Below are 22587 nucleotides of genomic sequence, written 5' to 3' on the forward strand. Positions count from 1 at the left end.
TGCGGACAAACGCAAAAAGCGCCCGGAAAACGGTTCTGGACGCCAAGTCGTTGGACAGATAAGAGGGGGCTCAATCGATGTCAACGCCGCGTTAGCCCTATGGGTAGCGCCAAATTCCGCCACAATCCGACTGATCTGGAACCCTTTCGCTCACGCGATCCTTATTGGCAATCCCCTTGGAGTTCATCTCGATGTCCCTGTCGTTCCGCCGCGCCTCGCTCGCCAGTCTCGGTCTGGCCTTCGGGCTCTCGGCTCTTTGCCTGTCGCCGCTGATGGCGCAGGAGACCAAGCCGGATGCCGCAGCGCCCGCCGCTGCGCCCGCGAAGCCGGTCGATCCCAATGCCGTGGTCGCCACCATCAATGGCGAGAAGCTGACCGAGGCCGATCTTCAGCTCGCCGAAGGCGAACTGTCGCAGCAGTTCGCGCAACTGCCGCCCGACCAGCGCCGCGCGGCCGCCCTTTCGGCGGCGATCGAAATCCGCGTTATGGCCAAGAAGGCGGTCGATGCGGGCCTCGACAAGGACGCCGACTTCCAGCGCCGCATGGCTTTCCTGCAGGCGCGCGCCCTGCATGGCGAGGTGGTCGAGAAGGAAGTGGTCGACAAGGTGACGGACGCCGAAGTGCGCGCCCGCTACGACCAGGAGATCGCCAACACGCCGCCGGTCAATGAAGTGCATGCGCGTCACATCCTTGTGAAGACCAAGGAAGAGGCCGCGGCGATCATCAAGCAGCTTGACGGCGGCGCCGACTTCCAGAAGCTCGCCAACGAGCATACCAATGATCCCTCGGGCAAAACCAATGGCGGCGATCTCGGCTGGTTCGGACCAGGCCAGATGGTGCCGGAATTCGACAAGGCGGCCTTCGCGCTCGACGTCGGCAAGTACACTAAGGAACCGGTGCAGACGCAATTCGGCTGGCACGTCATCAAGCTCGAAGACAAGCGCGCCAAGCAGCCGCCGGCCTTCGACGACGTCAAGGACCAGGCCAAGCAGGCGGTGATCCGCGACAAGTATTTCGCCATGGTCAAGGACCTGCGCGGAGCCGCCAAGGTCGAGATTCCGGACGAGAAGCTCAAGAAGGACGTCGACGCGCTGGAAGGCAGCAAGTAATCCGCTATCGGCTGGGTATCCTGCAAAGGGCGCCTTCGGGCGCCCTTTCGCTTTTCGGGCTCAGGCGCTCACTATTCCCCGCGCGATATAGCGCACGGCCGCGCGGATCGTCGCCTCGTCCTCGTCGAGCCGTTCGGTCAGCAGATGCCGCCAGGCGAAGGAAGCGATCAGGTCGGCGACGATCCCGGCATCGACATCGGCTGCCACCTCGCCCCGCGCCTTGGCGCGCTCGATCATCCGGCCGGTATGGCTGCGGCGTCCTTTCGAATATTCGGCAAGCGCAGCGGCCGCTGTCTCGTCCGACTGGGCCTCTGCGATCAGCGAACGGAAGATGTTGCCCGACGGGGTGTCGCGCCAATGCGCGAACAGATTTTCGAGGAAGCCGGCCAGATCGTCCTCGATGTTTCCGGTGTCGGGGGTCTCGACGCGCTTCTGCCGCTGGTAGATCTCAATCAGCAGCGCCGCCTTGCTCGGCCACCAGCGGTAGATGGTCGGCTTGCCGGCCCGCGCCCTCCGGGCGACGGCCTCGATCGAGAAGCCGGCATAGCCAGCCTCGCGCAGCACCGCTTCGGCGGCGTTGATGATGGCATCGGCGCTCTCGGGATTGCGTTTCGCGCCGATCGATTTGCGCCCGCGAGCGGCGGTTTCGCCCATCGATGTCTTCCTTAGCCGGTGAATCTGCCGCCGATCATATTGGCTTCGGCGATGAAACGAAACGACGCGTTTCCAACCGCAAAGCCCCCGGCCACGCCGGGAAGGCACGGCCAGAACGCCCCTTGCGCCGGCGCGCGCTATCGGGCAAACCGGCCTTCCTTTCGTGTTCTTCCCGGGGTTCCCGATGTCCGCTACGATTTCGCCGCTCGCACCGAAGAAATATCCGAAGATGCCAGCCATCGAGGGTGTGCGCATCGCGACCGCCGAAGCCGGCATCAAGTACCGGAACAGAACCGACCTGCTGGCCATGGTCTTCGATCCGGGCACGGCTGTCGCCGGCGTGTTCACCAGGTCGAAATGCCCGTCGGCGCCGGTCGACTTCTGCCGCCAGAACCTGCCTGCCGGCAGGGCGCGGGTGCTGGTGGTCAATTCCGGCAATGCCAACGCCTTCACCGGCAAGAAGGGCAAGGCTTCGACCGCGCTGACCGGCGAGGCGGCAGCCAAGGCCGCGGGATGTTCGCAGAGCGAAGTGTTCCTGGCCTCGACGGGCGTCATCGGCGAGCCGCTCGACGCCACCAAGTTCAGCCATCTGCTGGCCGGCCTGGTCAAGGACGGCAAGCCGGATTTGTGGACCGAGGCGGCCAAGGCCATCATGACCACGGACACCTATCCGAAGGTGGCAACCCAGACGGTGAAGCTCGGCGATACCGACGTCACCATCAACGGCATCGCCAAGGGCGCCGGCATGATCGCGCCCGATATGGCGACGATGCTTTCCTTCATCGCCACCGACGCGCCGATCGCGGCCCCCGTGCTGCAGGACCTGTTGTCGCGCGGTACGGCCAAGACCTTCAATGCGGTGACCGTCGACAGCGACACCTCGACCAGCGATACGCTGCTTTTCTTCGCCACCGGCAAGGCCGCAACGCGCGGCGCGCCGGCGATCAGCGATCCGAAGGATGCGCGGCTCGGCGCGTTCCGCCGGGCGCTCGGCAAGGTGCTGAAGTCGTTGGCGCTGCAAGTGGTGCGCGACGGCGAGGGCGCGCGCAAGCAGGTCGAAGTTACCGTCACCGGCGCCAAATCGGCGCGTTCGGCCAAGCGGATCGCGCTCTCGATCGCCAATTCGCCGCTGGTCAAGACGGCGGTCGCGGGCGAGGACGCCAATTGGGGCCGCGTGGTCATGGCCGTCGGCAAGGCCGGCGAGCCGGCCGACCGCGACCGGCTGTCGATCTGGTTCGGCGACAACCGCCTGGCGCATGAGGGCGAGCGCGATCCGGCTTATTCGGAGCAAGCGACCTCGGCCTATATGAAGCGCGACGACATTCGCATCCGCGCCGATCTCGGCATCGGCCGCGGCAAGGCGACGGTGTGGACCTGCGACCTCACCAAGGAATATGTCGCCATCAACGGCGATTACCGGAGCTGATGGCGCCGGTGTCCAGGCATCCGGCAAGCGTGCTGGCGGTCGTGCGCCGCTACGAGGCGGCGGGTTTTCGCGCCTGGCCGGCGGCGGCGGTTCATTATGACGGGACCTGGGTGGTGCGGCTCACGGCCGGGCACCCAGCCAAACGCCTGAACTCGGTCAATCCGCTCGATCCGGGCGACACGCACGCCATCGAGGAGCGCATCGGCCGCGCCGCAAGGCGCTTCGATGCCTATGGCCGACCGCTGACCTTTCGCATGTCGCCGCTGTCGGGGCAGGTGCTGTCCGCGCATCTCGATAGGGCCGGCTGGAACAGGTTCGACGAATCGCTGGTCATGCGGCTGCCGCTGAAGGACTTCGAGCTTGGCGCGGCCATGGACCAGATACCGCTCAAGGATATCAGCCGCTTTATCGGCGCGTCGCTCAAGACGAGCGGCTCGGACGCCTCGCTGCGGCCCGGCCTGTCCGAGGTCATCGGCGCCATCCAGCCGGAGGCGGGGCTATTCGCGCTCGAAGACGGCAACGAGCCGCTGGCGACGCTGATCTGCGTGCATGACGGCGACCTCGCAGGTCTGTTCGAGGTCGCCACCGAAAAGACGGCGCGCAACAAGGGCCATGGCCGCAATCTCATCCTGTCGGCGCTGAAATGGGCGCGGCTGCGCGGCGCGCGGGAGGCCTGGCTGCAGGTCGAGGCCGGTAATCTACCGGCGCTTTCGCTCTACCGGTCGCTCGGCTTCGAGGAAGTCTATCGCTATCACTATCGGCGGCCGCCGGGCGCATGAGCGAGGTCAAGCCAACCGGAAAGCGCCTGCTCCTAGTCGCCGCCTGCGCGCTGGTCGACACCGACCGGCGCGTGCTCCTGGCGCAGCGCCCGGAAGGCAAGCAGCTTGCCGGCCTGTGGGAGTTTCCAGGCGGCAAGGTCGAGCCCGGCGAGACGCCGGAGGAGTGCCTGATCCGCGAATTGCATGAGGAACTCGGCATCGAGACCGATATTCCGTGCCTGGCGCCGCTGACCTTCGCCAGCCACTCCTATGACCATTTCCATCTCTTGATGCCGCTCTATGTCTGCCGCCGCTTCCGCGGGATCGCGCAGCCCAGGGAAGGGCAGAGGCTCAAATGGGTCAGGCCGCGGCAGATGCGCGATTATCCGATGCCCCCGGCCGACGCGCCGCTGATCCAGTTCCTCATCGATCTTTTGTAGATTCACGGCCGAGTTCGCCGCAGCCCGCCGTTGCCCGGAAACGGTGAATGTTTCCGCACGTTTGCCGGGGCTGCGCAGCCAGCGTTAATGAAAGATTTATCTCGACGTGAAAAATTGCCCGGGGCCGTTTCGCGCGGCGATGTCGTCGATGATTGGGAGATACGGCATGAGCCTTGAAAGAGACTGGGACTCGATCCGGCCCGACCGAGGCTTTCGCGCGGTGGACGCCGGCATGGGCATCCTGCGGGTCACGCTTCTCTTCGGCTCGGCCGCGGTGGCGCTGGCGCTGATCGCAACGCCCTTCCTGGACAACCAGACCCGGCCGCAAAGCGCCCGCGACGGCTTCGCCGGCGGGCTCGATATGACGGCGACCGGATCGATCGGCCATCGCCTCAATACATATACGCTGCGCCGCAGCGTGCTGCAGCCATTGCCCAGTTCAATCTGCGTCATCCGCAATGACGGCAGCCGCAGCGGCGAGTGCTGACTTGGTTAATGATTTTGTGGCACAGCGGCGTTTCACTCGCTGTTAAGCTTTTACCGTTAACCTTTCTTAACGGGTAGGACATTAGAATTTCTGCATAAGGGATGATGACCATGAAGAACCTGCTGCAGCAATTCATTAAAGATGAGACGGGCGCCACGGCTATCGAATATGGCCTTATCGTCACCGTGCTGTCGCTCGTGATCATCGCTGGCGTCGGTAAGGCCGCGGATGCGCTCCAGTGGTTGTTTAGCGATAACAACAGCAGACTGGTCCAAGCTTTTTCCCCCTGAGCATGCCGGTCAGGCAATCAGAGGCGGCAGTCAACGCTTCCGCACGTCCTCCAGGACAGTTTTCAGCGAGACCTTGGCCGATCCGGGCTTGAGCGGCTTTTGCTGCGAGGCGTCGGGCGCCCAGCCGGACATCCAGACAACCGAAAAACTCGCGCGGACACGGCCATCCGGATCCGAGAACCGTTCCGCATAGATTTCGGCGGCGCGGGCAAAGAGCCGTCTGCCGGCCGGCCGGCGGCCGCGATCGACGAGAGCGCTGGTTTCGCCCATCGCGCGCAGATCGGCAGCGAGATCGAACAGCGTGTCGTAGCGTACCGCGACCGTTTCGACATCGGCGACAGGCAAGGCCAGACCGGCGCGCTGCAACAGCGCGCCCGCGTCGCGCACGTCGGTGAAGGGAAGGATGCGCGGGCTTGCGCCGCCGTAGAGCTCCGTCTCGGCCGCAAGCATGCTTTCGCGCAACTCCGCCAATGTGCCCGCGCCGGCGAGAGCGCCCAGGAACAGGCCGTCCGGTTTCAGCACCCGGCGGATTTGCGCGAGCACGCCGGGAATGTCGTTCATCGCGTGCAGCGAGAGCAGGGAGACGACGAGATCGAGGCTGCTTTGCTCGAACGGCACGGTTTCCGGCGGCGCCACCAGGCCGGTGCCGCCGGCCAGAAGCGCTTCGTCCATCTCGACGCGCACGATCTCGGCGACCTTGCCGCTATCGGCAAGCACGTCCGCCGCCGCCGATGTCTGGCAGAACAGCGCGGCCGCCTTGCCGAATCGGCGTTCGACGGCACCCAGCCGGTCGGCAAGATCCTCCGCGGCGCGGCGCATCAGGAAATCGGCGCCTTCGACGGGGCGCGCGAGCGCCCGGCGCTTGCGCGCGAGCCAGAGCTCGGTGTCGATCAAGGGCTGCAATGAAAAGCTTCCTGTTGTCCGCGCGTGCCGGAGTGGTGTTAAGGTGGCGCGGGTTTCCTTTCACGTGGCCGATCCGGTGCACAAGATCAAGACCATAGCGGTCCAGGATATGGCCCGGCAGGCGCTGGCCTGGCCGGCGCGGCTGTTGTTCCCGCCGGTTTGCGCAGGCTGCCGTCGCCATGTGTCGCAGCCCGGCGTCTTGTGCGGCGCCTGTTGGCCGAAGCTGAGATTGCTGGAAAAACCCTGGTGCCCGGTGATGGGCACGCCCTTCACCCACGACATGGGCGAAGGGTTTCTTTCCGCCGAGGCGATCGCCGATCCGCCGCCCTTCGAGCGGGCGCGGGCCGCTGTCATCTATTCGGGCGTCGCGCGGCAGATGGTGCAAGGGCTGAAATATCAGGATCGCACCGACCTCGCACCCTGGATGGCGAACTGGATGATGCGCGCCGGCGCCGAGCTGATCGCGGAGGCCGAGCTGGTCGTGCCGGTGCCGCTGCATTGGCGGCGCTTCTTCCGGCGCCAGTTCAACCAGTCGGCGGAGCTCGGACGGGCCGTTGCAAGGCTCGGCGGGCTGCCCTTCTCGCCATCCGCTATCAGGCGCGTGAAGCTGACCCGCCAGCAGGTCGGGCTCGAACGGCACGAGCGCGAGGAGAATGTGCGCGCCGCCTTTCGCGTGCCGCCGGAAGGTGAAATCGAGATAGCGGGCCGCCGGGTGCTGGTCGTCGACGATGTCTACACGACCGGCGCCACGGTGCGGGCGGTCGCCAAGGCGCTGAAGAGGGGCGGCGCCGGCGCGGTCGACGTGCTGACCTTCGCACGCGTCCTGCCGGGGGACTTCCGGGCCGATGAGTCTGCAACTATATAGTGCTTAAGTTGTTGTTTTGGTGCATGTCGTTTTCGCTCAACTGTCGGGCGATGTGCACAGGCAGGGTTGCTGATTGATGGTCGATGTGACGATCTACACGCGGATGATGTGCGGTTATTGCACGGCCGCCAAGCGGTTGCTCGAGCGCAAGGGCGTGACCTATACCGAGCACGACGCTTCATTCTCGCCGGAATTGCGCCAGGAAATGATTTCGCGGGCGCATGGGCGCACTACTTTTCCGCAGATATTCATCGGCGACACGCATGTCGGCGGCTGCGATGACCTCCATGAATTGGAGTCGCAGGGCCGGCTGGATGCGCTGCTTGCCAACGGAGCGAGGGTTTGATCATGGGCGTTTTCAAGGCGGGGGCGGTGCAGATGCGTTCGGGGACCAGCCCGGAGCGCAACGCGGCCGACATGGAAAGGCTGGTCCGCGATGCCGCACATCAGGGCGCCACCTATGTGCAGACGCCGGAAATGACCGGCGCGCTGATCCGCGACAAGGAGACGGGGGCAGCCGCCTTCGCCACCGAGGACAAGGACGTGATCGTTGCCACCGCGCGCGGGCTGGCGAAGGAGCTCGGCATCTATCTGCATATCGGCTCGACCGCGATCCGGCGCGCCGACGGCAAGCTCGCCAACCGGGCGTTCCTGTTCTCGCCCGACGGCCAGCTGATCGCCGGCTACGACAAGATCCATATGTTCGATGTCGATCTCGACAATGGCGAGAGCTGGCGCGAATCCGCGTCCTACGAACCGGGAACGGAAGCAGCCGTGACCGAGATCGACGGAACGAGGCTGGGCTTTGCCGTCTGCTATGACCTGCGTTTCCCGCAGCTGTTCCGCGCCGAAACGATGGCCGGGGCCGAGGTGCTGACGGTGCCCGCCGCTTTCACGCGCCAGACCGGCGAGGCGCACTGGCATGTGCTGCTGCGCGCCCGCGCCATCGAGAACGGCGCCTATGTCATCGCCGCCGCGCAAGGCGGCCTGCATGAGGACGGGCGCGAGACCTATGGCCATTCGCTGATCGTCGATCCATGGGGGCGCATCGTCGCTGAGGCCGCGCATGACGAGCCAGGCGTGATCGTCGCCGAGATCGATCCGGCTCAGTCGCTTGCGGCGCGCCGCAAGATCCCCAATCTGAAGAATGCGCGGGATTTCACCGTCAATGGGGGGACAAGCGAAGCGCCGCGTCTCAGGGGTGCTGCCTCTTGATCCGTTTTTCCCTGATCTGCGAACACGAGCACGAATTCGAAGCCTGGTTCCGCGGCAATGACGATTTCGACACCCAGAAGAAGCGCGGCTTCGTCGATTGCCCGAGCTGCGGCTCGCACAAGGTCGAGAAGGCGCTGATGACGCCGGCCGTCTCCACATCCCGCAAACAGGAGAAGGTCGCCTTGGCCATGGGCGAGGCACAGAAGCAGGCGCTGGCTCAATTGAAGGCGCTGGCTGAGAAGGTGCGCGAGAATGCCGACTATGTCGGCGACAAGTTCGCCGAGGAAGCGCGCAAGATCCATTTCGGCGAGACCGACCCGCGCGGCATCTATGGCGAAGCGACGCCGGAGGAGGCGCAAAGCCTTGCCGAGGACGGCATCGAGTTCCTGCCGATCCCGAGCTTTCCGGACGACCGGAACTAGGACGGCGAGCTCAAGCTGACGATCAGTTTTTCCAGCAGGTTCGCCAGCATTTCCCGGTCTTCGCTCGTCAGACCTGAAAGGATCTGGTGCTCGTTGGCGACATGGGCCGCAAGGGCCTCGTCGGTGAGCTCGCGGCCTTTCGCAGTGAGCTCGACGACGACACCTCGCCTGTCGCTGGGGTGCGGCGCGCGCCGGATCAGTCCGGCCTTTTCCAGACGGTCGAGCCGGGCGGTCATGGCGCCCGACGTCACCATCGTCGCCTCATAAAGTTCGGTCGGCGTCAGCGCGTAAGGCGCGCCGGAACGGCGCAACGTCGCCAGCACGTCGAACTCGCCGGGCTGCAAACCGAAGCGGGCGAAGAGCGGCGCCAGCCGGTCGCGCGCGATGAGCGCCGAGGCCTCGTTCAGGCGCCCGATGACGCCCATCGGCGACACGTCGAGATCCGGCCGTTCCCGCCGCCACTGTTCCATGGCCTTGCCTGCTCGGTCCATATTGCTCACCGCAAAGTATCTTGACATAAAGAATCTTTACGCTATCTTATCGCAAGAAGAACCGGCCGCCAAGCGGTCATGCAGCGACAGGACAGCCCGATGAAACTTCTCTGGGATTCGGCGAGCGGCCTTCTGATGGTGACCGGCGGTCTGCTCGGCATGACGCTGCCGTTCGGCAAGCTTGCGACCGCGGCCGGCGTGCCGGCGATGGTCTGGGCCTTCGTCATCTCGCTGGGCGCCGGCGGCGTGCTGCTGCTTGCGCTTCTTCTGCGCGGCGAACGCATCCGGCTGACGCCGCACAAGCTGCGCTACTTCTTTGTCACCGCGGCGATTTCCTATGCCGTCCCCAATCTTTTGATGTTCTCGGCCATTCCGCATCTCGGCGCCGGCTACACCGGCATCATGTTCACGCTGTCGCCGGTCATCACGCTGGTGTTCTCGATCCTGCTCGGCGTCAGGCGTCCCAATCTGCTTGGCGTTGTCGGCATCGCCGTCGGCTTCGTCGGCGCGGTGATGGTCGCGCTCACCCGCGGCGAGGCCAGTCAGCCGGCCGACTATTTCTGGGTGGCGATCGGGCTGCTCATCCCGGTCAGCCTTGCCGCCGGCAACGTCTACCGCACCGTCGACTGGCCCCAAGGCACGGGCCCGATCGAGCTTGCGGTCGGCAGCCATTTGGCCTCGGCCACGCTGCTCCTCATCGGCATCCTCGGCCTTTTGGGGACGCAGGCCTTTGCTCCGCTCGGCGCCGTGCCGCTTGTCATCATCGGCCAGGTTGCGTCGGCCTCGGCGATGTTCGCCTTCTTCTTCCGCCTGCAGGCGGTCGGCGGCCCGGTCTATCTCAGCCAGATCGGCTATGTCGCGGCGGCCGTCGGCCTTTTCGCCGGCACGCTGTTCCTGGGCGAGCACTACCAGCTTCTGACCTGGCTGGGTGCGGCCATCATCACCGCCGGCGTCTTCATCACGACCAAGGCACAAAGCCAGGCCGGCGCGCCTGCGCCGGCTCGGATCGAGCCGGCGTCCTCGCGGGCTGATCCTCGGACTTTGGAAACCTGAGGTCTGACGCGCTCAGACCGAGGCTTTCTCGGCCAGCACCATGTAGTTGACGTCCATATCCCTGGACTTCTGCCAGCGATCGGCCAGCGGATGATAGATGACGCCGGTGCGGTCGATCACCGTGAGTCCGGCTGCGCCCAGCGCCTTTGCCAGTTCTTCCGGCCGCACCAGCTTGCCGAACTGATGCGTGCCGCGCGGCAGCCAGCGCAGGACATATTCGGCGCCGATGATGGCAAGGCCGAGCGCCTTCAGCGTGCGGTTGATGGTGGCGACGAACATGATGCCGCCGGGGCGGACCATCTGGCCGCATTTGGCGACGAACAGGTCGACATCGGCGACATGCTCGACCACCTCCATGTTGAGGATGACGTCGAAGGTCTCGCCGGCGTCGGCCAGCGCCTCGGCCGTGGTGGCGCGATAATCGACACTGACGCCGGCCTCCGCCGCATGCAGCTTCGCCACCTCGATGTTGGTTGCGGAAGCGTCGGCGCCGACCACTTCGGCGCCAAGCCTGGCCATCGGCTCGCACAGAAGCCCGCCGCCGCAGCCGATGTCGAGGAAGCGCAGGCCCTCGAAAGGTCGCGCCGCGCGCGGATCGCGGCCGAAACGCGCCGCCACCTGGTCGCGGATATAGGCAAGCCGCACCGGATTGAACTTGTGCAGCGGACGGAACTTGCCGTTCGGGTTCCACCATTCGGCGGCAAGGGCGGAAAAGCGCTCGACTTCTCCGGCATCGATGGTCGATCGGCGGGGCTCTGGCATAGGCTGGTCTCCAGCGCACGACCCCGAAAATCGATACCGATTTTCGGAAAGGATCATGCGCAAAGTCAAAGTGCCACAGCGTCCTCTGCGCGTCCCGAAGGACGCGCGGCGCTGTGGAACGCTAGGAAGTCGGGTCCTTGGCGCCAAAAGTCAAGGCAGGGTTTTTCGGCTGCTGCCACACGCGTTGCCGTCAAGCATCCGCGCATGCCGGTTGTCGTCGGATGTCAGCACATGGCAGCTTGATCCGGCCGCCGCGGAAACGCGATCGCAATGTCGGACGAATGGAAGGCATGATGTCCAGGAAGGAGGCCCGATCATGCAACCCCACTCGTCCATCCTCTGGCGCCGTCTCGATCTTGAGGGCCATGATGCCTGCCTGCTTAGCGCTACCGACCGAGGTTGGCGCCTCGAGGGCCATGCACTCTTCGCCCATGACGGTAGGCCCTGCAGCCTCGCCTATGCGGTGGAATGCGATGTCGGCTGGAGCACGCGCTTCGCGCGCGTCGACGGCTTTGTCGGCACGCAGGAGCTGCATTGCGAGATCGAGCGGCTTGCCGACAGCCAGTGGATACTGAACGGCGCAGGCCACGCCGAGGTCGCGGGCCTCGTCGATATCGACCTTGGCTTCACGCCGGCCACGAACCTCGTGGCGGTCCGCCGCTTCAATCTTGGCGTCGGCATGGCGACGCCGGCTCCTGCCGCCTACCTGGCTTTTCCCGAGCTCAGGCTCACGCGCCTCGACCAGACCTATCGGCGGCTTGACGAAAACCGCTACGCCTATGCCGCGCCGGCCTTCGGCTATGAGGCCATCCTGACGGTCTCGTCGGCCGGTTTCGTCCTCGATTATCCGGGCCTGTGGCAAAGCGCTGCCTGAGCCGGCTGCCTGGCAGAACATGTGAGCGGGTGTCGGACCTACCGCGACAGGACAATTTCGGCATGGCTCATGGCGATGCTGGCCGGCTCGATCGCCTGCATGGCCTCGCTGTCGCCGATCTCGGCCATGATGCGGTCGGCCGCCGCCTGAGCCTGTTCCATGCTCTGCCAGCGCACGACGTCCACCCAGCTTCCATCCTCGCGCCGGCCGAGATGCCGGCTGAGGAAGCCCGGCTGCCGGGCGAGCCAGTCGGTCATGGTCCCGTTATTGGCGACAAAGCCAGCTTCGGTGCCGGGCTTGAGGCGGAAGGTGACGATTTCCAGGATGTCGGTCATGACAATCTCCATCGGGCCGTTTCGTCAGTCTTATGGCATGATCGACGACGAGATTCTGTCAGGATAGACGGGTGCCGGACCGCTGATAGCCGCGCTCGCTTGCGAAGCCTTGCTGTTTTGGCTAAGGAGGCCGCGCATTCCGGCGCCGGGCTTAACCTGGCGTTTCCTCTCGTTCCGGCCTCGAACCGGCTTCAGTCAAAGGCATTTCGCTTCCATGGCGCGCATCGTGATGAAATTCGGCGGAACCTCGGTCGCCGACATCGCCCGCATCCGCAATGTGGCGCGTCATGTCAAACGCGAGGTCGATGCCGGTCACGACGTTGCCGTGGTGGTCTCGGCCATGGCCGGCAAGACCAACGAACTGGTCGCCTGGACACGCGAAGCCTCGCCGATGCACGATGCGCGCGAATATGACGCCGTTGTCGCTTCCGGCGAGCAGGTCACGGCCGGTCTTCTGGCGATAACGCTGCAGAATATGGGCATCCATGCACGGTCCTGGCAGGGCTGGCAGATCCCGATCAAAACCGACAATGCGCATGGCGCGGCGCGCATCCTCGACATCGACGGCGCCTTCCTCGTCAAGCGTTTTGGCGAGGGCCAGGTGGCGGTGATTGCCGGCTTCCAGGGCATCGGACCGGACAACCGCATCGCCACGCTCGGCCGCGGCGGCTCCGACACCAGCGCCGTGGCGATCGCCGCGGCGGTCAAGGCCGACCGCTGCGATATCTACACCGACGTCGACGGCGTCTATACCACCGATCCGCGCATCGAGCCGAAGGCGCGGCGACTGGCCAAGATTTCGTTCGAGGAAATGCTCGAAATGGCCTCTCTCGGCGCCAAGGTGCTGCAGGTGCGCTCGGTCGAGCTTGCCATGGTACACAGGGTGCGTACCTTCGTGCGGTCGTCCTTCGACGATCCCGATGCGCCCGGAATGGGGGATTTGCTCAATCCGCCCGGAACGCTCATTTGCGACGAGGAAGAGATCGTGGAACAACAGGTCGTCACCGGAATTGCCTACGCCAAGGACGAAGCGCAAATTTCGCTGCGCCGCGTCGGCGACCGCCCAGGCGTCGCCGCCGGCATCTTCGGCCCGCTGGCCGAGGCCAACATCAATGTCGACATGATCGTCCAGAACATCTCCGAGGATGGCAAGTTCACCGACATGACCTTCACCGTGCCGTCCGGCGATGTCGACAAGGCGCTTGCCGTTCTGGAGAAGCTGAAGCCGGAAGTCGGTTATGATGTCGTGCAGTCGGAAGTCGGCATGTCGAAGGTCTCGGTCATCGGCATCGGCATGAGAAGCCACGCCGGCGTCGCCGCCACCGCCTTCAAGGCGCTGGCCGACAAGGCGATCAACATCCGCGCCATCACCACGTCCGAGATCAAAATATCGATATTGATCGACGGTCCCTATACGGAACTTGCAGTTCGTACTTTGCATTCCGTCTACGGGCTCGATAAGCAATAGCAAGAACTGAGTCAGTTGTTGCGTGAACGCCGGCCGCGGGAGAAACTGCGGCGGGCGGAATGCCCATTGGAGAACAAGCCGCGATGCGTGATACGGCCAGTGGCCCGCGCGTTCTGCTCAAACGGCTTCGCGAGCTCATGCAGGAGCCGCTGGAGCCGCAGGAGCGGCTCGACCGCATCGTGCGCGACATCGCCTCCAACATGGTCGCCGAAGTCTGCTCGCTCTATGTGCTGCGCGCGGACTCGGTGCTCGAACTCTACGCCACCGAAGGTCTGAACCCCAACGCCGTCCACCTGGCGCAGCTCAGGCTCGGGCAGGGTCTGGTCGGCACGATCGCCGCCAGCGCGCGGCCGCTCAACCTCTCCAACGCCCAGGAACATCCGGCCTTCGCCTATCTGCCGGAGACGGGCGAAGAGATATACAATTCCTTCCTCGGCGTGCCGGTGCTGAGGGCAGGGCGCACGCTGGGCGTGCTGGTGGTGCAGAACAAGACCATGCGCCACTATCGCGACGACGAGGTCGAGGCGCTTGAAACCACGGCGATGGTGATCGCCGAAATGATCGCCACCGGCGATCTCGCGCGACTCACCCGGCCTGGGCTGGAGCTCGACCTGCGCCGCCCGGTGAGCTTCACCGGCCTTTCCTTCAACGAGGGCGTCGGGCTCGGCCATGTCGTGCTGCACGAGCCGCGCATCGTCGTCACCAACCTCTTCAACGAGGACAGCGAGGAGGAGGTGCGCCGGCTGCAGTCCTCGCTCGGCTCGCTCCGGCTCTCCATCGACGACATGCTGGAGCGGCGCGAGGTCGCCTTCGAAGGCGAGCATCGCGAGGTGCTCGAGGCGTATCGCATGTTCGCCAACGACAGCGGTTGGGTGCGCCGGCTGGAAGAGGCGATCCGCAACGGCCTGACGGCGGAGGCAGCGGTCGAGAAGGTGCAGAGCGACATGCGCGCCCGCATGCTGCACATGACCGACCCCTATCTGCGCGAGCGGATGAGCGATTTCGACGACCTCGCCAATCGGTTGCTGCGTCAGCTGATGGGGCGCGGCCCGGAGGATGTCGCGACCTCGCTGCCCAAGGACGCCATCATCGTCGCCCGCTCGATGGGCGCGGCCGAACTGCTCGACTATCCGCGCGACAAGCTGCGCGGCCTGGTGCTGGAGGACGGCGCCGCGACCAGCCATGTCGTCATCGTCGCGCGCGCAATGGGTATTCCGGTCGCCGGCCAGATGAAGGGCGCCGTTTCCATGGCGGAAAACGGCGATGCCATCATCGTCGACGGCGAGGAAGGCACTATCCACCTGCGGCCGCAGTCGGACCTCGAGGCCGCCTATGCCGAAAAAGTCCGCTTCCGGGCCAGGCGGCAGGAAGTCTACCGCGAGCTGCGCAAGAAGCCGTCGCTGACGAAGGACGGGGTTCCGGTCGATCTCTTGATGAATGCGGGCCTTGCGGTCGATCTGCCGCAGCTGACCGAGTCAGGCGCTGCCGGTATCGGACTCTTCCGCACCGAATTGCAGTTCATGGTCGCCTCGACCTTCCCGCGCGCCGAGGCGCAGGAGCGGCTTTACCGAGACGTCCTCGAGGCGGCGCGCGGCAAGCCGGTGACCTTCCGCACCATCGACATCGGCGGCGACAAGGTGCTGCCTTACTTCAAGGGTGCGATCCAGGAAGAGAACCCGGCGCTCGGCTGGCGGGCGATCCGGCTGACGCTCGACCGCCCCGGCCTGCTCAGAACGCAGATCCGGGCGCTGCTGAAGGCCTGCGGCGGCCGTGAGCTGAAGCTGATGCTGCCGATGGTAACCGAGCTGTCCGAAATCGCGCAGGCGCGCGAGATCATCGACCGCGAGGTCCGGCATCTATCGCGCTTCGCGCATCATCTTCCCACCAGCCTCAAGCTCGGCGCGATGCTGGAAGTGCCCTCGCTCTTGTTCCAGCTCGACGAATTGATGAAGGCGGTGGACTTCGTCTCGGTCGGCTCCAACGATCTCTTCCAGTTCGTCATGGCCGTCGATCGCGGCAACACTCAGCTCGCCGACCGCTTCGACAATCTGTCGACGCCGTTCCTACGGGTGCTGAAGACGATCGCCGATGCCGGCGTGCGCAACAACACGCCGGTCACGCTCTGCGGCGAACTTGCCGGCAAGCCGATCTCGGCCATGGCGCTGATCGGCCTGGGCTTCCGCTCGATCTCGATGTCGCCGGCCTCGATCGGCCCGGTCAAGGCGATGCTGACGGAGCTGCCGCTGCAGGAGCTGAAAGACTTCTTCAGGGACAATCTGATGGCGCCCAGCCAGGGGACGCCGATGCGGGCCTTGCTTCAGGCCTTTGCAGACGATCGTTCGATTCCGCTATAGCACTCCGTCATGATCAACCTGCCCCGCGACCGTATGGATCAAGTCGTCAAGCGTTTCGACATGCTCGAAGCGCAGATGTCGGCCGGACCCGCCGCCGATCAATATGTGAAGATGGCTTCGGAATATGCCGACATCCAGGAGATGGTTGGCAAGATCCGGGCGTTGCGCGCCGCCGAGCAGGAACAGGCGGACCTCGAGGCGATGCTGGCCGACAAGGCGACCGACGCCGACATGCGGGCGCTGGCCGAGGCGGACCTGCCGGAGGTCGAGGGCCGCATCGAGGCGCTGCAGAAAGACATCCAGATCCTGCTTCTGCCCAAGGACGCGGCCGACGAGAGGAACGCCATCCTCGAAATCCGCGCCGGCACCGGCGGCGACGAGGCGGCCTTGTTCGCCGGCGACCTGTTCCGCATGTATGAGCGCTATGCCGCCTCGCGCGGCTGGCGTTTCGAGGTGGTGTCGGCCAGCGAGGGCGAAGTAGGCGGCTACAAGGAAATCATCGCTTCGGTGTCGGGCAAGGGCGTCTTCGCGCATCTGAAGTTCGAATCCGGCGTGCACCGCGTCCAGCGCGTGCCGGAGACCGAAGCCGGCGGGCGCATCCACACCTCGGCGGCGACGGTAGCCGTGCTGCCCGAAGCCGAGGAGGTCGATATCGAGATCCGGGCGGAAGACATTCGCATCGACACCATGCGCGCCTCGGGCTCCGGCGGCCAGCACGTCAACACCACCGATTCGGCCGTGCGCATTACCCATTTGCCGACCGGCATCATGGTGGTGCAGGCGGAGAAGTCGCAGCACCAGAACCGGGCGCGCGCCATGCAGATCCTGAGGGCCCGACTTTACGATATCGAGCGCAGCCGCGCGGATGAGGAGCGCTCGTCGTCGCGAAAGTCGCAGGTCGGGTCGGGCGACCGGTCGGAGCGCATCCGCACCTATAACTTCCCGCAAGGGCGCGTCACCGACCACCGCATCAACCTCACGCTCTATAAGCTCGACCGGGTGATGATGGGCGAGCTCGACGAGGTTATCGACGCGCTGATCGCCGACCATCAGTCGAAGCTGCTTGCCGATATGAGCCTCGATGGCTGATCGACCGCCTGCCGCGCTCGGGCCGCTGCTCAGGGCGGCGCGCGAGCGTCTGGCCGCCGCCGGCATCGACGATCCGGCGCTCGATTCCCGGCTGATCGTCGAACATTTCTCCCGCACGACCCGCGCCCGGGCGATTGCCGAGCCGGGGCACGAGGTGGGTTCGACGGCGCTTTCGGCCGTTGAAGCGGCCCTGAGGCGTCGCGTCGCAGGCGAGCCGGTGCACCGCATCCTCGGCTACCGCGAATTCTACGGTTTGCGCCTGTCGCTGTCGCCGGAGACGCTGGAGCCCCGGCCGGACACCGAGACGCTGGTCGACGCCGTCCTGCCCTTCGCCCGGGCAACGGCCGAAAGGCTGGGCGAATGCCGTATCCTCGATCTCGGCACGGGCACCGGCGCCATCGCGCTGGCGCTGCTCAGCGCCGTTCCGGCGGCCACCGCGACAGGCGTCGACATTTCGCCCGACGCATTGGCGACCGCAACCGGAAATGCCCGGAATCTGGGGCTCGGCGAGCGCTTCAAAGCCTTGCATTCCAACTGGTTCGAAAAAGTTTCGGGCCGCTACCATGTAATTGCCTCGAACCCTCCCTATATACCCAGTCGAGAGATCGGAAATCTGCAGGACGAGGTCCGCGATTTCGACCCCCATCGGGCCTTGGACGGCGGTGTGGATGGTTTGGACCCCTATAGGGTCATCGCCGCCGGCGCGGCAGGATTTCTGGAAATGCAAGGCAAGGTAGCGGTCGAGATCGGCCACACGCAGAAAAACGAGGTCAACGGGATTTTCGCGGCAGCCGGCTACAGGCTTGCCGGAGCCTATCTGGACCTCGGCGGCAATGACAGAGTTCTGGCGTTCGAGCGTTGAAAGCCCTGATGCAGCGCGAAAAAACCGCTTGGCAATACCGGGGAATGCAGCTAGGGTCCGGCTCAACCGGATGAGACGAAGCAGGCAGTGCTCCCAGCGATTCGGTTTTCCTTGGAAATAGCTGCCTTCTTGCGCAAACGACGCCCAAGCTTCGTGCGGGAAATCATCCGGCAAGTGATGTAACCGGAACAGGATGGCACGTGGCGCCAACGCAATTGATGCGGGCGAACGCCGGTGAAGAAACGAAACGGCTGGCTGCATGAGCGCCTCCGTTCGTGAAGAGTTTTTCGAAAATTCACTATGAAGAGAGTCTAATGAGGCCACAACAGCAGAACAGGCGCATGCGCGGTCGCAACAACAATGGCGGCGGTGGCAACAACAACAACCGCAAGGGGCCGAATCCCCTGACCCGCACTTACGAGAGCAACGGCCCGGACGTGAAGATCCGCGGATCGGCTCAGCAGATCGCCGAAAAATACGCCACACTCGCCCGTGACGCGCAAAGCTCCGGCGACAGAGTAATGGCGGAGAACTATCTCCAGCACGCCGAACACTACAATCGCATCATTGCCGCCGCACAGGCGCAGATGCCGATCCAGAACGTCCCGCAGAACCGCGACGACTTCGACGACGATCTCGATGAGGATCGCGACGAGTTCGACAATGCCGGCAATAACAGCGGCAACGGCGCCGAGGCGCCGGCGAACGGCTCCGGGCCGCAGCCGGTGATCGAAGGAACGCCGGCGGAACTCGCCTACAACCAGGAAAACGGTCGCGACAACAACAATCGCCGCGACAACAACCAGCGCGACAACAGTGGCCGCGACCGGCATCGCGACCGCCGCAACGGCGGGTATGGCCAGAACGGTCCGCGTGGCGAAAACGCCCAGCGCAGCGAGCAGGGCGGCCAGCAGTTCGATCAGAACCGCCGCAACGAGGCGCAGCCCGAGGCAGCCGGCGAAGCCGGATCCCAGGGTGAGCAGGCGCCGCAGTTCGACGGTTTCTCGCCGGCAGCGCTCGCGGCCCAGGCCGAGCTCAACGAAGCCGCGAATGGCGGTCGCCGGCCACGGCGTCCGCGGCGCCAGCGCGGCAGCTATGGCGAGCAGGCCGGCAGTGACGAGCAGGGCAAACAGCCGGAGGGCTTGAACCCTGACGCCGCCAGCCCCGAAACTTCAGGCGAAACGCGCAACGCGGCGAGCAATGGCGACCACGCCAGCGCCAGGCCGGCCGAGCAAGCGGACCGGGCGATCGAGCCTGTCGCCAGCGAGCCGACGCCCGTTGCTGGCGAAGCTCCCGGCGAGCCTGTCGCCGCCGACGCGAACGACTGATCCGGACGCCATTTCAGGCATTGCGAACGGCGGAGAGCAATCTCCGCCGTTTTTGTTTATGCGCGCGCTGGAATATTCTGCTTTGATCGACATCAATGCGTCTTGAGGGAGCGCAGCCCATACACCATATCTCGGCTGAACAGGGCTCGGCTCTTATGGGCGGGTCCGTCACCGCAATCTGATCCGGTGCCGCAAAGCGGGCCGGTGATGGAAGGAGACAGGCATGAATCTTGAAAAATATTCGGAGCGCGTGCGCGGCTTCATCCAGTCCGCGCAAACCATGGCGCTCTCGCGCAATCACCAGCAATTCACCCCCGAACATATACTCAAGGTGCTCGTCGACGATGATGAGGGCCTTGCAGCGTCCCTGATCGAGCGCGCCGGCGGCAGCGTCCGCGACGTCAAGCTCGGCGTCGAGGCCGCGCTCGAAGCCATGCCCAAGGTCGAAGGCGGCAATGGCCAGCTCTATCTGGCCCAGCCTCTCGCCAAGGTGTTTTCCACCGCCGAGGAGCTCGCCAAGAAGGCCGGCGACAGCTTCGTCACCGTCGAGCGGCTGCTGCAGGCGCTCGTCATGGAGAAGTCGGCCAAGACCGCCGACATCCTGTCCAAGGCAGGCGTGACCGCGCAGGCGCTCAACCAGGCCATCAACGATATCCGCAAGGGCCGCACCGCCGACTCGGCCAGCGCCGAGCAGGGCTATGACGCGCTGAAGAAATACGCGCGCGACCTGACCGCCGACGCCCGCGCCGGCAAGCTCGACCCGGTCATCGGCCGCGACGACGAGATCCGCCGCACCATCCAGGTGCTGTCGCGGCGCACTAAGAACAACCCCGTGCTGATCGGCGAGCCGGGCGTCGGCAAGACGGCGATCGCCGAGGGCCTGGCGCTGCGCATCGTCAATGGCGACGTGCCGGAATCGCTGAAGGACAAGCAGTTGATGGCGCTCGACATGGGCGCGCTGATTGCCGGCGCCAAATATCGCGGCGAGTTCGAGGAACGCCTGAAGGCCGTGCTCAACGAGGTCACCTCGGCCAGCGGCAACATCATCCTGTTCATCGACGAGATGCACACGCTGGTCGGCGCCGGCAAGGCCGACGGCGCGATGGACGCGTCGAACCTTTTGAAGCCGGCGCTTGCACGCGGCGAGCTGCACTGCGTCGGCGCCACCACGCTCGACGAATACCGCAAGCATGTCGAAAAGGACGCCGCCCTTGCCCGCCGTTTCCAGCCCGTCTTCGTCGACGAGCCGACGGTCGAGGACACGGTCTCGATCCTGCGCGGCCTGAAGGAGAAATACGAGCAGCACCACAAGGTGCGCATCTCCGATTCCGCGCTGGTGTCGGCGGCGGCGCTTTCCAACCGTTACATCGCCGACCGCTTCCTGCCCGACAAGGCAATCGACCTGGTCGATGAGGCGGCGTCCAGGCTACGCATGCAGGTCGATTCCAAGCCCGAGGCGCTGGACGAGATCGACCGCCGCATCATGCAGCTCAAGATCGAGCGCGAGGCACTGAAGGTTGAGAAGGATGAGGCGTCGAAGGACCGCCTTGCCCGGCTGGAGAAGGAACTCGCCAGCCTCGAGGAGGAATCGAGCGAGCTGACCGCGAAATGGCAGGCCGAAAAGCAGAAGCTCGGCCTTGCCGCCGACCTGAAGAAGCAGCTCGACGAGTCGCGCAACGAACTGGCGATCGCGCAGCGCAAGGGCGAGTTCCAGCGCGCGGGCGAACTTGCCTATGGCAAGATCCCGGAGCTCGAGAAGAAGCTCAAGGAAGCCGAAGCGCAGGATGGCAAGACCGGCATGGTGGAAGAGGTGGTGACGCCCGACCATGTCGCGCATGTCGTGTCGCGCTGGACCGGCATTCCGGTCGACAAGATGCTGGAGGGGCAGCGCGAGAAGCTCTTGCGCATGGAAGACGAGATCGGCAAGCGGGTCGTCGGCCAGGGCGAAGCCGTGCAGGCGGTGTCCAAGGCCGTGCGCCGCGCCCGCGCCGGGCTGCAGGATCCGAACCGGCCGATCGGCTCGTTCATGTTCCTCGGACCGACCGGCGTCGGCAAGACTGAGCTCACCAAGGCGCTGGCCAGCTTCCTGTTCGACGACGAGACCGCGCTGGTGCGCATCGACATGTCGGAGTTCATGGAGAAGCATTCCGTCGCCCGGCTGATCGGCGCACCTCCCGGCTATGTCGGCTATGAGGAAGGCGGTGCGCTGACAGAAGCGGTGCGGCGCCGGCCTTATCAGGTCGTGCTGTTCGACGAGATCGAGAAGGCGCATCCGGACGTGTTCAACGTGCTCCTGCAGGTGCTCGACGACGGCCGGCTGACCGATGGTCAGGGCCGCACGGTCGACTTTCGCAACACGCTGATCATCATGACGTCGAACCTGGGCGCCGAATATCTGGTCAATCTGGCCGACGACCAGGATGTCGACGCCGTGCGCGACGAGGTGATGGCCGTGGTGAAGGCCTCGTTCCGGCCGGAGTTCCTCAACCGCGTCGACGAGGTGATCCTGTTCCACCGGCTGCGCCGTCAGGACATGGACCGCATCGTCGAGATCCAGCTCAAGCGGCTGGAGAACCTGCTTACCGATCGCAAGATCACGCTGTCGCTGGATCATGACGCGATCGAGTGGCTGGCGTCGAAGGGCTACGATCCGGCCTATGGCGCCAGGCCACTGAAGCGGGTGATGCAGAAGGAGCTGCAGGACCCGCTGGCGGAGAAGATCCTGCTCGGCGAAATCCTCGACGGTTCGACCGTCAAGGTGACCGCGGGCTCCGACCGGTTGAACTTCCGCTCGAAGCCGACCGTGGTGGCGACGGAAGCCGCAGCCTGATTTCGGGCGAGCTTGAATGAACGCGAAGCGCGTCGCACCGGACTGGTGCGACGCGCTTTTTTATTGCCAGTGACTGCGCATAATCAGCTGCCGATTCGGATGACCGGGAAGAACTCGATGAAGCTCGACGATTACAACGGCTTCTGCGCGTCATTGCCCGCCACGACGCATGTCGTTCAGTGGGGCGGCGCCCATGTCTGGAAAGTCGGCGGCAAGGTGTTCGCCATCGGCGGCTGGAACGAGGGCGGGCAGCTTTTCGTCACCTTCAAATGCTCCGAGATGGCCTATGATGTGCTGAAGGATCAGCCGGGCTGCAGGCCGGCGCCCTATCTTGCCTCGCGCGGCATGAAATGGATCCAGCGTCAGACAAGCCAAAGCATGGATGATGCGGCGCTCCAGGACTATCTGCGCGAAAGCCACCGCCTGGTCGTCCGCAAGCTGACCAAACAGGCGCGCAGGGAATTGGGCCTTGCCGCGTCCTGATGATCTTATGCATGTTGTTCTCGCAAACCGCGGCACAGTTTGCGTGACATGCATCGGCGGATATTCCTCGAAGCACCGGAAAACCGCCA

Annotated in this window: 24 protein-coding genes; 19 read left to right on the forward strand and 5 right to left on the reverse strand. The window is 65.0% G+C overall.

The genetic code is table 11. From position 1 onward, the window contains the following. Positions 1-191: 191 nt before the first annotated feature. Entirely contained in the window at positions 192-1109 is a 918-nt protein-coding gene (locus LB565_RS24970; protein ID WP_224588609.1) for a peptidylprolyl isomerase, read from the forward strand. 60 nt (positions 1110-1169) lie between these two features. Here LB565_RS24970 and LB565_RS24975 read toward each other — a convergent pair whose 3' ends face one another. After that, a complete protein-coding gene (locus LB565_RS24975) occupies positions 1170-1763 on the reverse strand; it encodes a TetR/AcrR family transcriptional regulator (protein ID WP_224588611.1) in 594 nt (197 codons plus the stop codon). A 184-nt stretch (positions 1764-1947) separates the two neighbouring features. Between LB565_RS24975 and argJ the strand changes: the two genes are divergently transcribed. From argJ to LB565_RS25000, 5 genes are all read left to right on the forward strand, one after another. Then, the gene (gene argJ / locus LB565_RS24980) at positions 1948-3189 is read left to right on the forward strand and encodes a bifunctional glutamate N-acetyltransferase/amino-acid acetyltransferase ArgJ (protein ID WP_224588613.1); all 1242 of its coding nucleotides are present in this window, start codon (positions 1948-1950) and stop codon (positions 3187-3189) included. After that, positions 3189-3968: a GNAT family N-acetyltransferase gene (locus LB565_RS24985; protein WP_224588615.1), complete on the forward strand. Its 780-nt coding sequence runs from the start codon at positions 3189-3191 to the stop codon at positions 3966-3968. The genes argJ and LB565_RS24985 overlap by 1 nt, the downstream gene beginning before the upstream one ends. Further along, positions 3965-4387 carry a (deoxy)nucleoside triphosphate pyrophosphohydrolase gene (locus LB565_RS24990; protein ID WP_224588617.1) on the forward strand — a complete coding sequence of 141 codons (423 nt, stop codon included), beginning with the start codon at positions 3965-3967 and terminating at the stop codon, positions 4385-4387. The genes LB565_RS24985 and LB565_RS24990 overlap by 4 nt, the downstream gene beginning before the upstream one ends. A 166-nt stretch (positions 4388-4553) precedes the next feature. Further along, a complete protein-coding gene (locus LB565_RS24995) occupies positions 4554-4874 on the forward strand; it encodes a hypothetical protein (protein WP_224588618.1) in 321 nt (106 codons plus the stop codon). A 110-nt stretch (positions 4875-4984) separates the two neighbouring features. Further along, on the forward strand, positions 4985-5164 hold the full coding sequence (locus LB565_RS25000) for a Flp family type IVb pilin (protein ID WP_411970690.1): 180 nt from the start codon (positions 4985-4987) through the stop codon (positions 5162-5164). Between the two features lie 30 nt (positions 5165-5194). Here the strand turns inward: LB565_RS25000 and LB565_RS25005 are convergent, their stop codons facing one another. Then, entirely contained in the window at positions 5195-6067 is an 873-nt protein-coding gene (locus LB565_RS25005) for a methyltransferase domain-containing protein (RefSeq protein ID WP_224588620.1), read from the reverse strand. A gap of 64 nt (positions 6068-6131) precedes the next feature. On the opposite strand from LB565_RS25005, the gene LB565_RS25010 reads away from it, so the two are divergent. From LB565_RS25010 to LB565_RS25025, 4 genes are all read left to right on the forward strand, one after another. After that, positions 6132-6932, forward strand: a complete 801-nt coding sequence (locus tag LB565_RS25010; RefSeq protein WP_224588659.1) for a ComF family protein — start codon at positions 6132-6134, stop codon at positions 6930-6932. Positions 6933-7008: 76 nt separating this feature from the next. After that, positions 7009-7278 carry a glutaredoxin 3 gene (gene grxC / locus LB565_RS25015; RefSeq protein ID WP_224588621.1) on the forward strand — a complete coding sequence of 90 codons (270 nt, stop codon included), beginning with the start codon at positions 7009-7011 and terminating at the stop codon, positions 7276-7278. A 2-nt stretch (positions 7279-7280) separates the two neighbouring features. Next, positions 7281-8147: a carbon-nitrogen hydrolase family protein gene (locus tag LB565_RS25020; protein WP_224588622.1), complete on the forward strand. Its 867-nt coding sequence runs from the start codon at positions 7281-7283 to the stop codon at positions 8145-8147. Then, positions 8144-8569 (forward strand): DUF1178 family protein, encoded by a 426-nt coding sequence (locus LB565_RS25025; RefSeq protein ID WP_224588624.1) that lies wholly within the window; start codon positions 8144-8146, stop codon positions 8567-8569. Before LB565_RS25020 ends, LB565_RS25025 begins: the two co-directional genes overlap by 4 nt. Here the strand turns inward: LB565_RS25025 and LB565_RS25030 are convergent. Next, positions 8566-9060, reverse strand: coding sequence for a MarR family winged helix-turn-helix transcriptional regulator (locus LB565_RS25030; protein WP_224588625.1), 495 nt, complete (start codon positions 9058-9060; stop codon positions 8566-8568). The genes LB565_RS25025 and LB565_RS25030 overlap by 4 nt on opposite strands. A 99-nt stretch (positions 9061-9159) precedes the next feature. On the opposite strand from LB565_RS25030, the gene LB565_RS25035 reads away from it, so the two are divergent. Then, on the forward strand, positions 9160-10113 hold the full coding sequence (locus LB565_RS25035; protein WP_224588627.1) for a DMT family transporter: 954 nt from the start codon (positions 9160-9162) through the stop codon (positions 10111-10113). A 12-nt stretch (positions 10114-10125) separates the two neighbouring features. On the opposite strand, the gene ubiG is transcribed toward LB565_RS25035, so the two are convergent. Further along, complete coding sequence (gene ubiG, locus LB565_RS25040; RefSeq protein ID WP_224588629.1) at positions 10126-10875, reverse strand: bifunctional 2-polyprenyl-6-hydroxyphenol methylase/3-demethylubiquinol 3-O-methyltransferase UbiG; 750 nt, start codon at positions 10873-10875, stop codon at positions 10126-10128. A gap of 316 nt (positions 10876-11191) precedes the next feature. On the opposite strand from ubiG, the gene LB565_RS25045 reads away from it, so the two are divergent. Next, the gene (locus LB565_RS25045) at positions 11192-11749 is read left to right on the forward strand and encodes a putative glycolipid-binding domain-containing protein (protein WP_224588630.1); all 558 of its coding nucleotides are present in this window, start codon (positions 11192-11194) and stop codon (positions 11747-11749) included. Between the two features lie 38 nt (positions 11750-11787). Here LB565_RS25045 and LB565_RS25050 read toward each other — a convergent pair whose 3' ends face one another. Continuing rightward, positions 11788-12084 (reverse strand): antibiotic biosynthesis monooxygenase family protein, encoded by a 297-nt coding sequence (locus tag LB565_RS25050; protein WP_224588632.1) that lies wholly within the window; start codon positions 12082-12084, stop codon positions 11788-11790. Between the two features lie 214 nt (positions 12085-12298). Here LB565_RS25050 and LB565_RS25055 point away from each other — a divergent pair, with 214 nt between their 5' ends. The 7 genes from LB565_RS25055 to LB565_RS25085 all read left to right on the forward strand — a co-directional run bounded on the left by LB565_RS25055 (position 12299) and on the right by LB565_RS25085 (position 22498). Further along, the gene (locus LB565_RS25055; protein WP_224588634.1) at positions 12299-13552 is read left to right on the forward strand and encodes an aspartate kinase; all 1254 of its coding nucleotides are present in this window, start codon (positions 12299-12301) and stop codon (positions 13550-13552) included. Between the two features lie 83 nt (positions 13553-13635). Continuing rightward, complete coding sequence (gene ptsP / locus LB565_RS25060; protein ID WP_224588635.1) at positions 13636-15906, forward strand: phosphoenolpyruvate--protein phosphotransferase; 2271 nt, start codon at positions 13636-13638, stop codon at positions 15904-15906. A 9-nt stretch (positions 15907-15915) separates the two neighbouring features. Continuing rightward, positions 15916-16995 (forward strand): peptide chain release factor 1, encoded by a 1080-nt coding sequence (gene prfA, locus LB565_RS25065; protein WP_224588636.1) that lies wholly within the window; start codon positions 15916-15918, stop codon positions 16993-16995. Then, positions 16988-17857 carry a peptide chain release factor N(5)-glutamine methyltransferase gene (prmC, locus tag LB565_RS25070; RefSeq protein WP_224588638.1) on the forward strand — a complete coding sequence of 290 codons (870 nt, stop codon included), beginning with the start codon at positions 16988-16990 and terminating at the stop codon, positions 17855-17857. Before prfA ends, prmC begins: the two co-directional genes overlap by 8 nt. 341 nt (positions 17858-18198) lie before the next feature. Then, on the forward strand, positions 18199-19185 hold the full coding sequence (locus LB565_RS25075; protein ID WP_411970691.1) for a DUF4167 domain-containing protein: 987 nt from the start codon (positions 18199-18201) through the stop codon (positions 19183-19185). A 223-nt stretch (positions 19186-19408) separates the two neighbouring features. Next, positions 19409-22015: an ATP-dependent chaperone ClpB gene (gene clpB / locus LB565_RS25080; protein WP_224588642.1), complete on the forward strand. Its 2607-nt coding sequence runs from the start codon at positions 19409-19411 to the stop codon at positions 22013-22015. Positions 22016-22132: 117 nt separating this feature from the next. After that, the gene (locus tag LB565_RS25085) at positions 22133-22498 is read left to right on the forward strand and encodes an MmcQ/YjbR family DNA-binding protein (RefSeq protein WP_224588643.1); all 366 of its coding nucleotides are present in this window, start codon (positions 22133-22135) and stop codon (positions 22496-22498) included. Positions 22499-22587 lie beyond the last annotated feature (89 nt).

It is taken from the genome of Mesorhizobium sp. CA14, assembly GCF_020165195.1.
Classification (GTDB): Bacteria; Pseudomonadota; Alphaproteobacteria; order Rhizobiales; family Rhizobiaceae; genus Mesorhizobium.

What these genes read in the sequence shown, in the direction of transcription:
- LB565_RS24995 (WP_224588618.1), top strand. Translation starts at nt 4,554, where the DNA reads ATGAGCCTTGAAAGAGACTGGGACTCGATCCGGCCCGACCGAGGCTTT.
- LB565_RS25035 (WP_224588627.1), top strand. Translation starts at nt 9,160, where the DNA reads ATGAAACTTCTCTGGGATTCGGCGAGCGGCCTTCTGATGGTGACCGGC.
- LB565_RS25030 (WP_224588625.1), bottom strand. Translation starts at nt 9,060, where the DNA reads ATGGACCGAGCAGGCAAGGCCATGGAACAGTGGCGGCGGGAACGGCCG.
- LB565_RS24975 (WP_224588611.1), bottom strand. Translation starts at nt 1,763, where the DNA reads ATGGGCGAAACCGCCGCTCGCGGGCGCAAATCGATCGGCGCGAAACGC.
- LB565_RS25055 (WP_224588634.1), top strand. Translation starts at nt 12,299, where the DNA reads ATGGCGCGCATCGTGATGAAATTCGGCGGAACCTCGGTCGCCGACATC.
- LB565_RS24990 (WP_224588617.1), top strand. Translation starts at nt 3,965, where the DNA reads ATGAGCGAGGTCAAGCCAACCGGAAAGCGCCTGCTCCTAGTCGCCGCC.
- ptsP (WP_224588635.1), top strand. Translation starts at nt 13,636, where the DNA reads ATGCGTGATACGGCCAGTGGCCCGCGCGTTCTGCTCAAACGGCTTCGC.
- prmC (WP_224588638.1), top strand. Translation starts at nt 16,988, where the DNA reads ATGGCTGATCGACCGCCTGCCGCGCTCGGGCCGCTGCTCAGGGCGGCG.
- LB565_RS25085 (WP_224588643.1), top strand. Translation starts at nt 22,133, where the DNA reads ATGAAGCTCGACGATTACAACGGCTTCTGCGCGTCATTGCCCGCCACG.
- grxC (WP_224588621.1), top strand. Translation starts at nt 7,009, where the DNA reads ATGGTCGATGTGACGATCTACACGCGGATGATGTGCGGTTATTGCACG.
- argJ (WP_224588613.1), top strand. Translation starts at nt 1,948, where the DNA reads ATGTCCGCTACGATTTCGCCGCTCGCACCGAAGAAATATCCGAAGATG.
- LB565_RS25075 (WP_411970691.1), top strand. Translation starts at nt 18,199, where the DNA reads ATGCGCGGTCGCAACAACAATGGCGGCGGTGGCAACAACAACAACCGC.
- ubiG (WP_224588629.1), bottom strand. Translation starts at nt 10,875, where the DNA reads ATGCCAGAGCCCCGCCGATCGACCATCGATGCCGGAGAAGTCGAGCGC.
- LB565_RS25020 (WP_224588622.1), top strand. Translation starts at nt 7,281, where the DNA reads ATGGGCGTTTTCAAGGCGGGGGCGGTGCAGATGCGTTCGGGGACCAGC.
- LB565_RS25045 (WP_224588630.1), top strand. Translation starts at nt 11,192, where the DNA reads ATGCAACCCCACTCGTCCATCCTCTGGCGCCGTCTCGATCTTGAGGGC.
- LB565_RS24985 (WP_224588615.1), top strand. Translation starts at nt 3,189, where the DNA reads ATGGCGCCGGTGTCCAGGCATCCGGCAAGCGTGCTGGCGGTCGTGCGC.
- prfA (WP_224588636.1), top strand. Translation starts at nt 15,916, where the DNA reads ATGATCAACCTGCCCCGCGACCGTATGGATCAAGTCGTCAAGCGTTTC.
- clpB (WP_224588642.1), top strand. Translation starts at nt 19,409, where the DNA reads ATGAATCTTGAAAAATATTCGGAGCGCGTGCGCGGCTTCATCCAGTCC.
- LB565_RS25000 (WP_411970690.1), top strand. Translation starts at nt 4,985, where the DNA reads ATGAAGAACCTGCTGCAGCAATTCATTAAAGATGAGACGGGCGCCACG.
- LB565_RS25050 (WP_224588632.1), bottom strand. Translation starts at nt 12,084, where the DNA reads ATGACCGACATCCTGGAAATCGTCACCTTCCGCCTCAAGCCCGGCACC.
- LB565_RS24970 (WP_224588609.1), top strand. Translation starts at nt 192, where the DNA reads ATGTCCCTGTCGTTCCGCCGCGCCTCGCTCGCCAGTCTCGGTCTGGCC.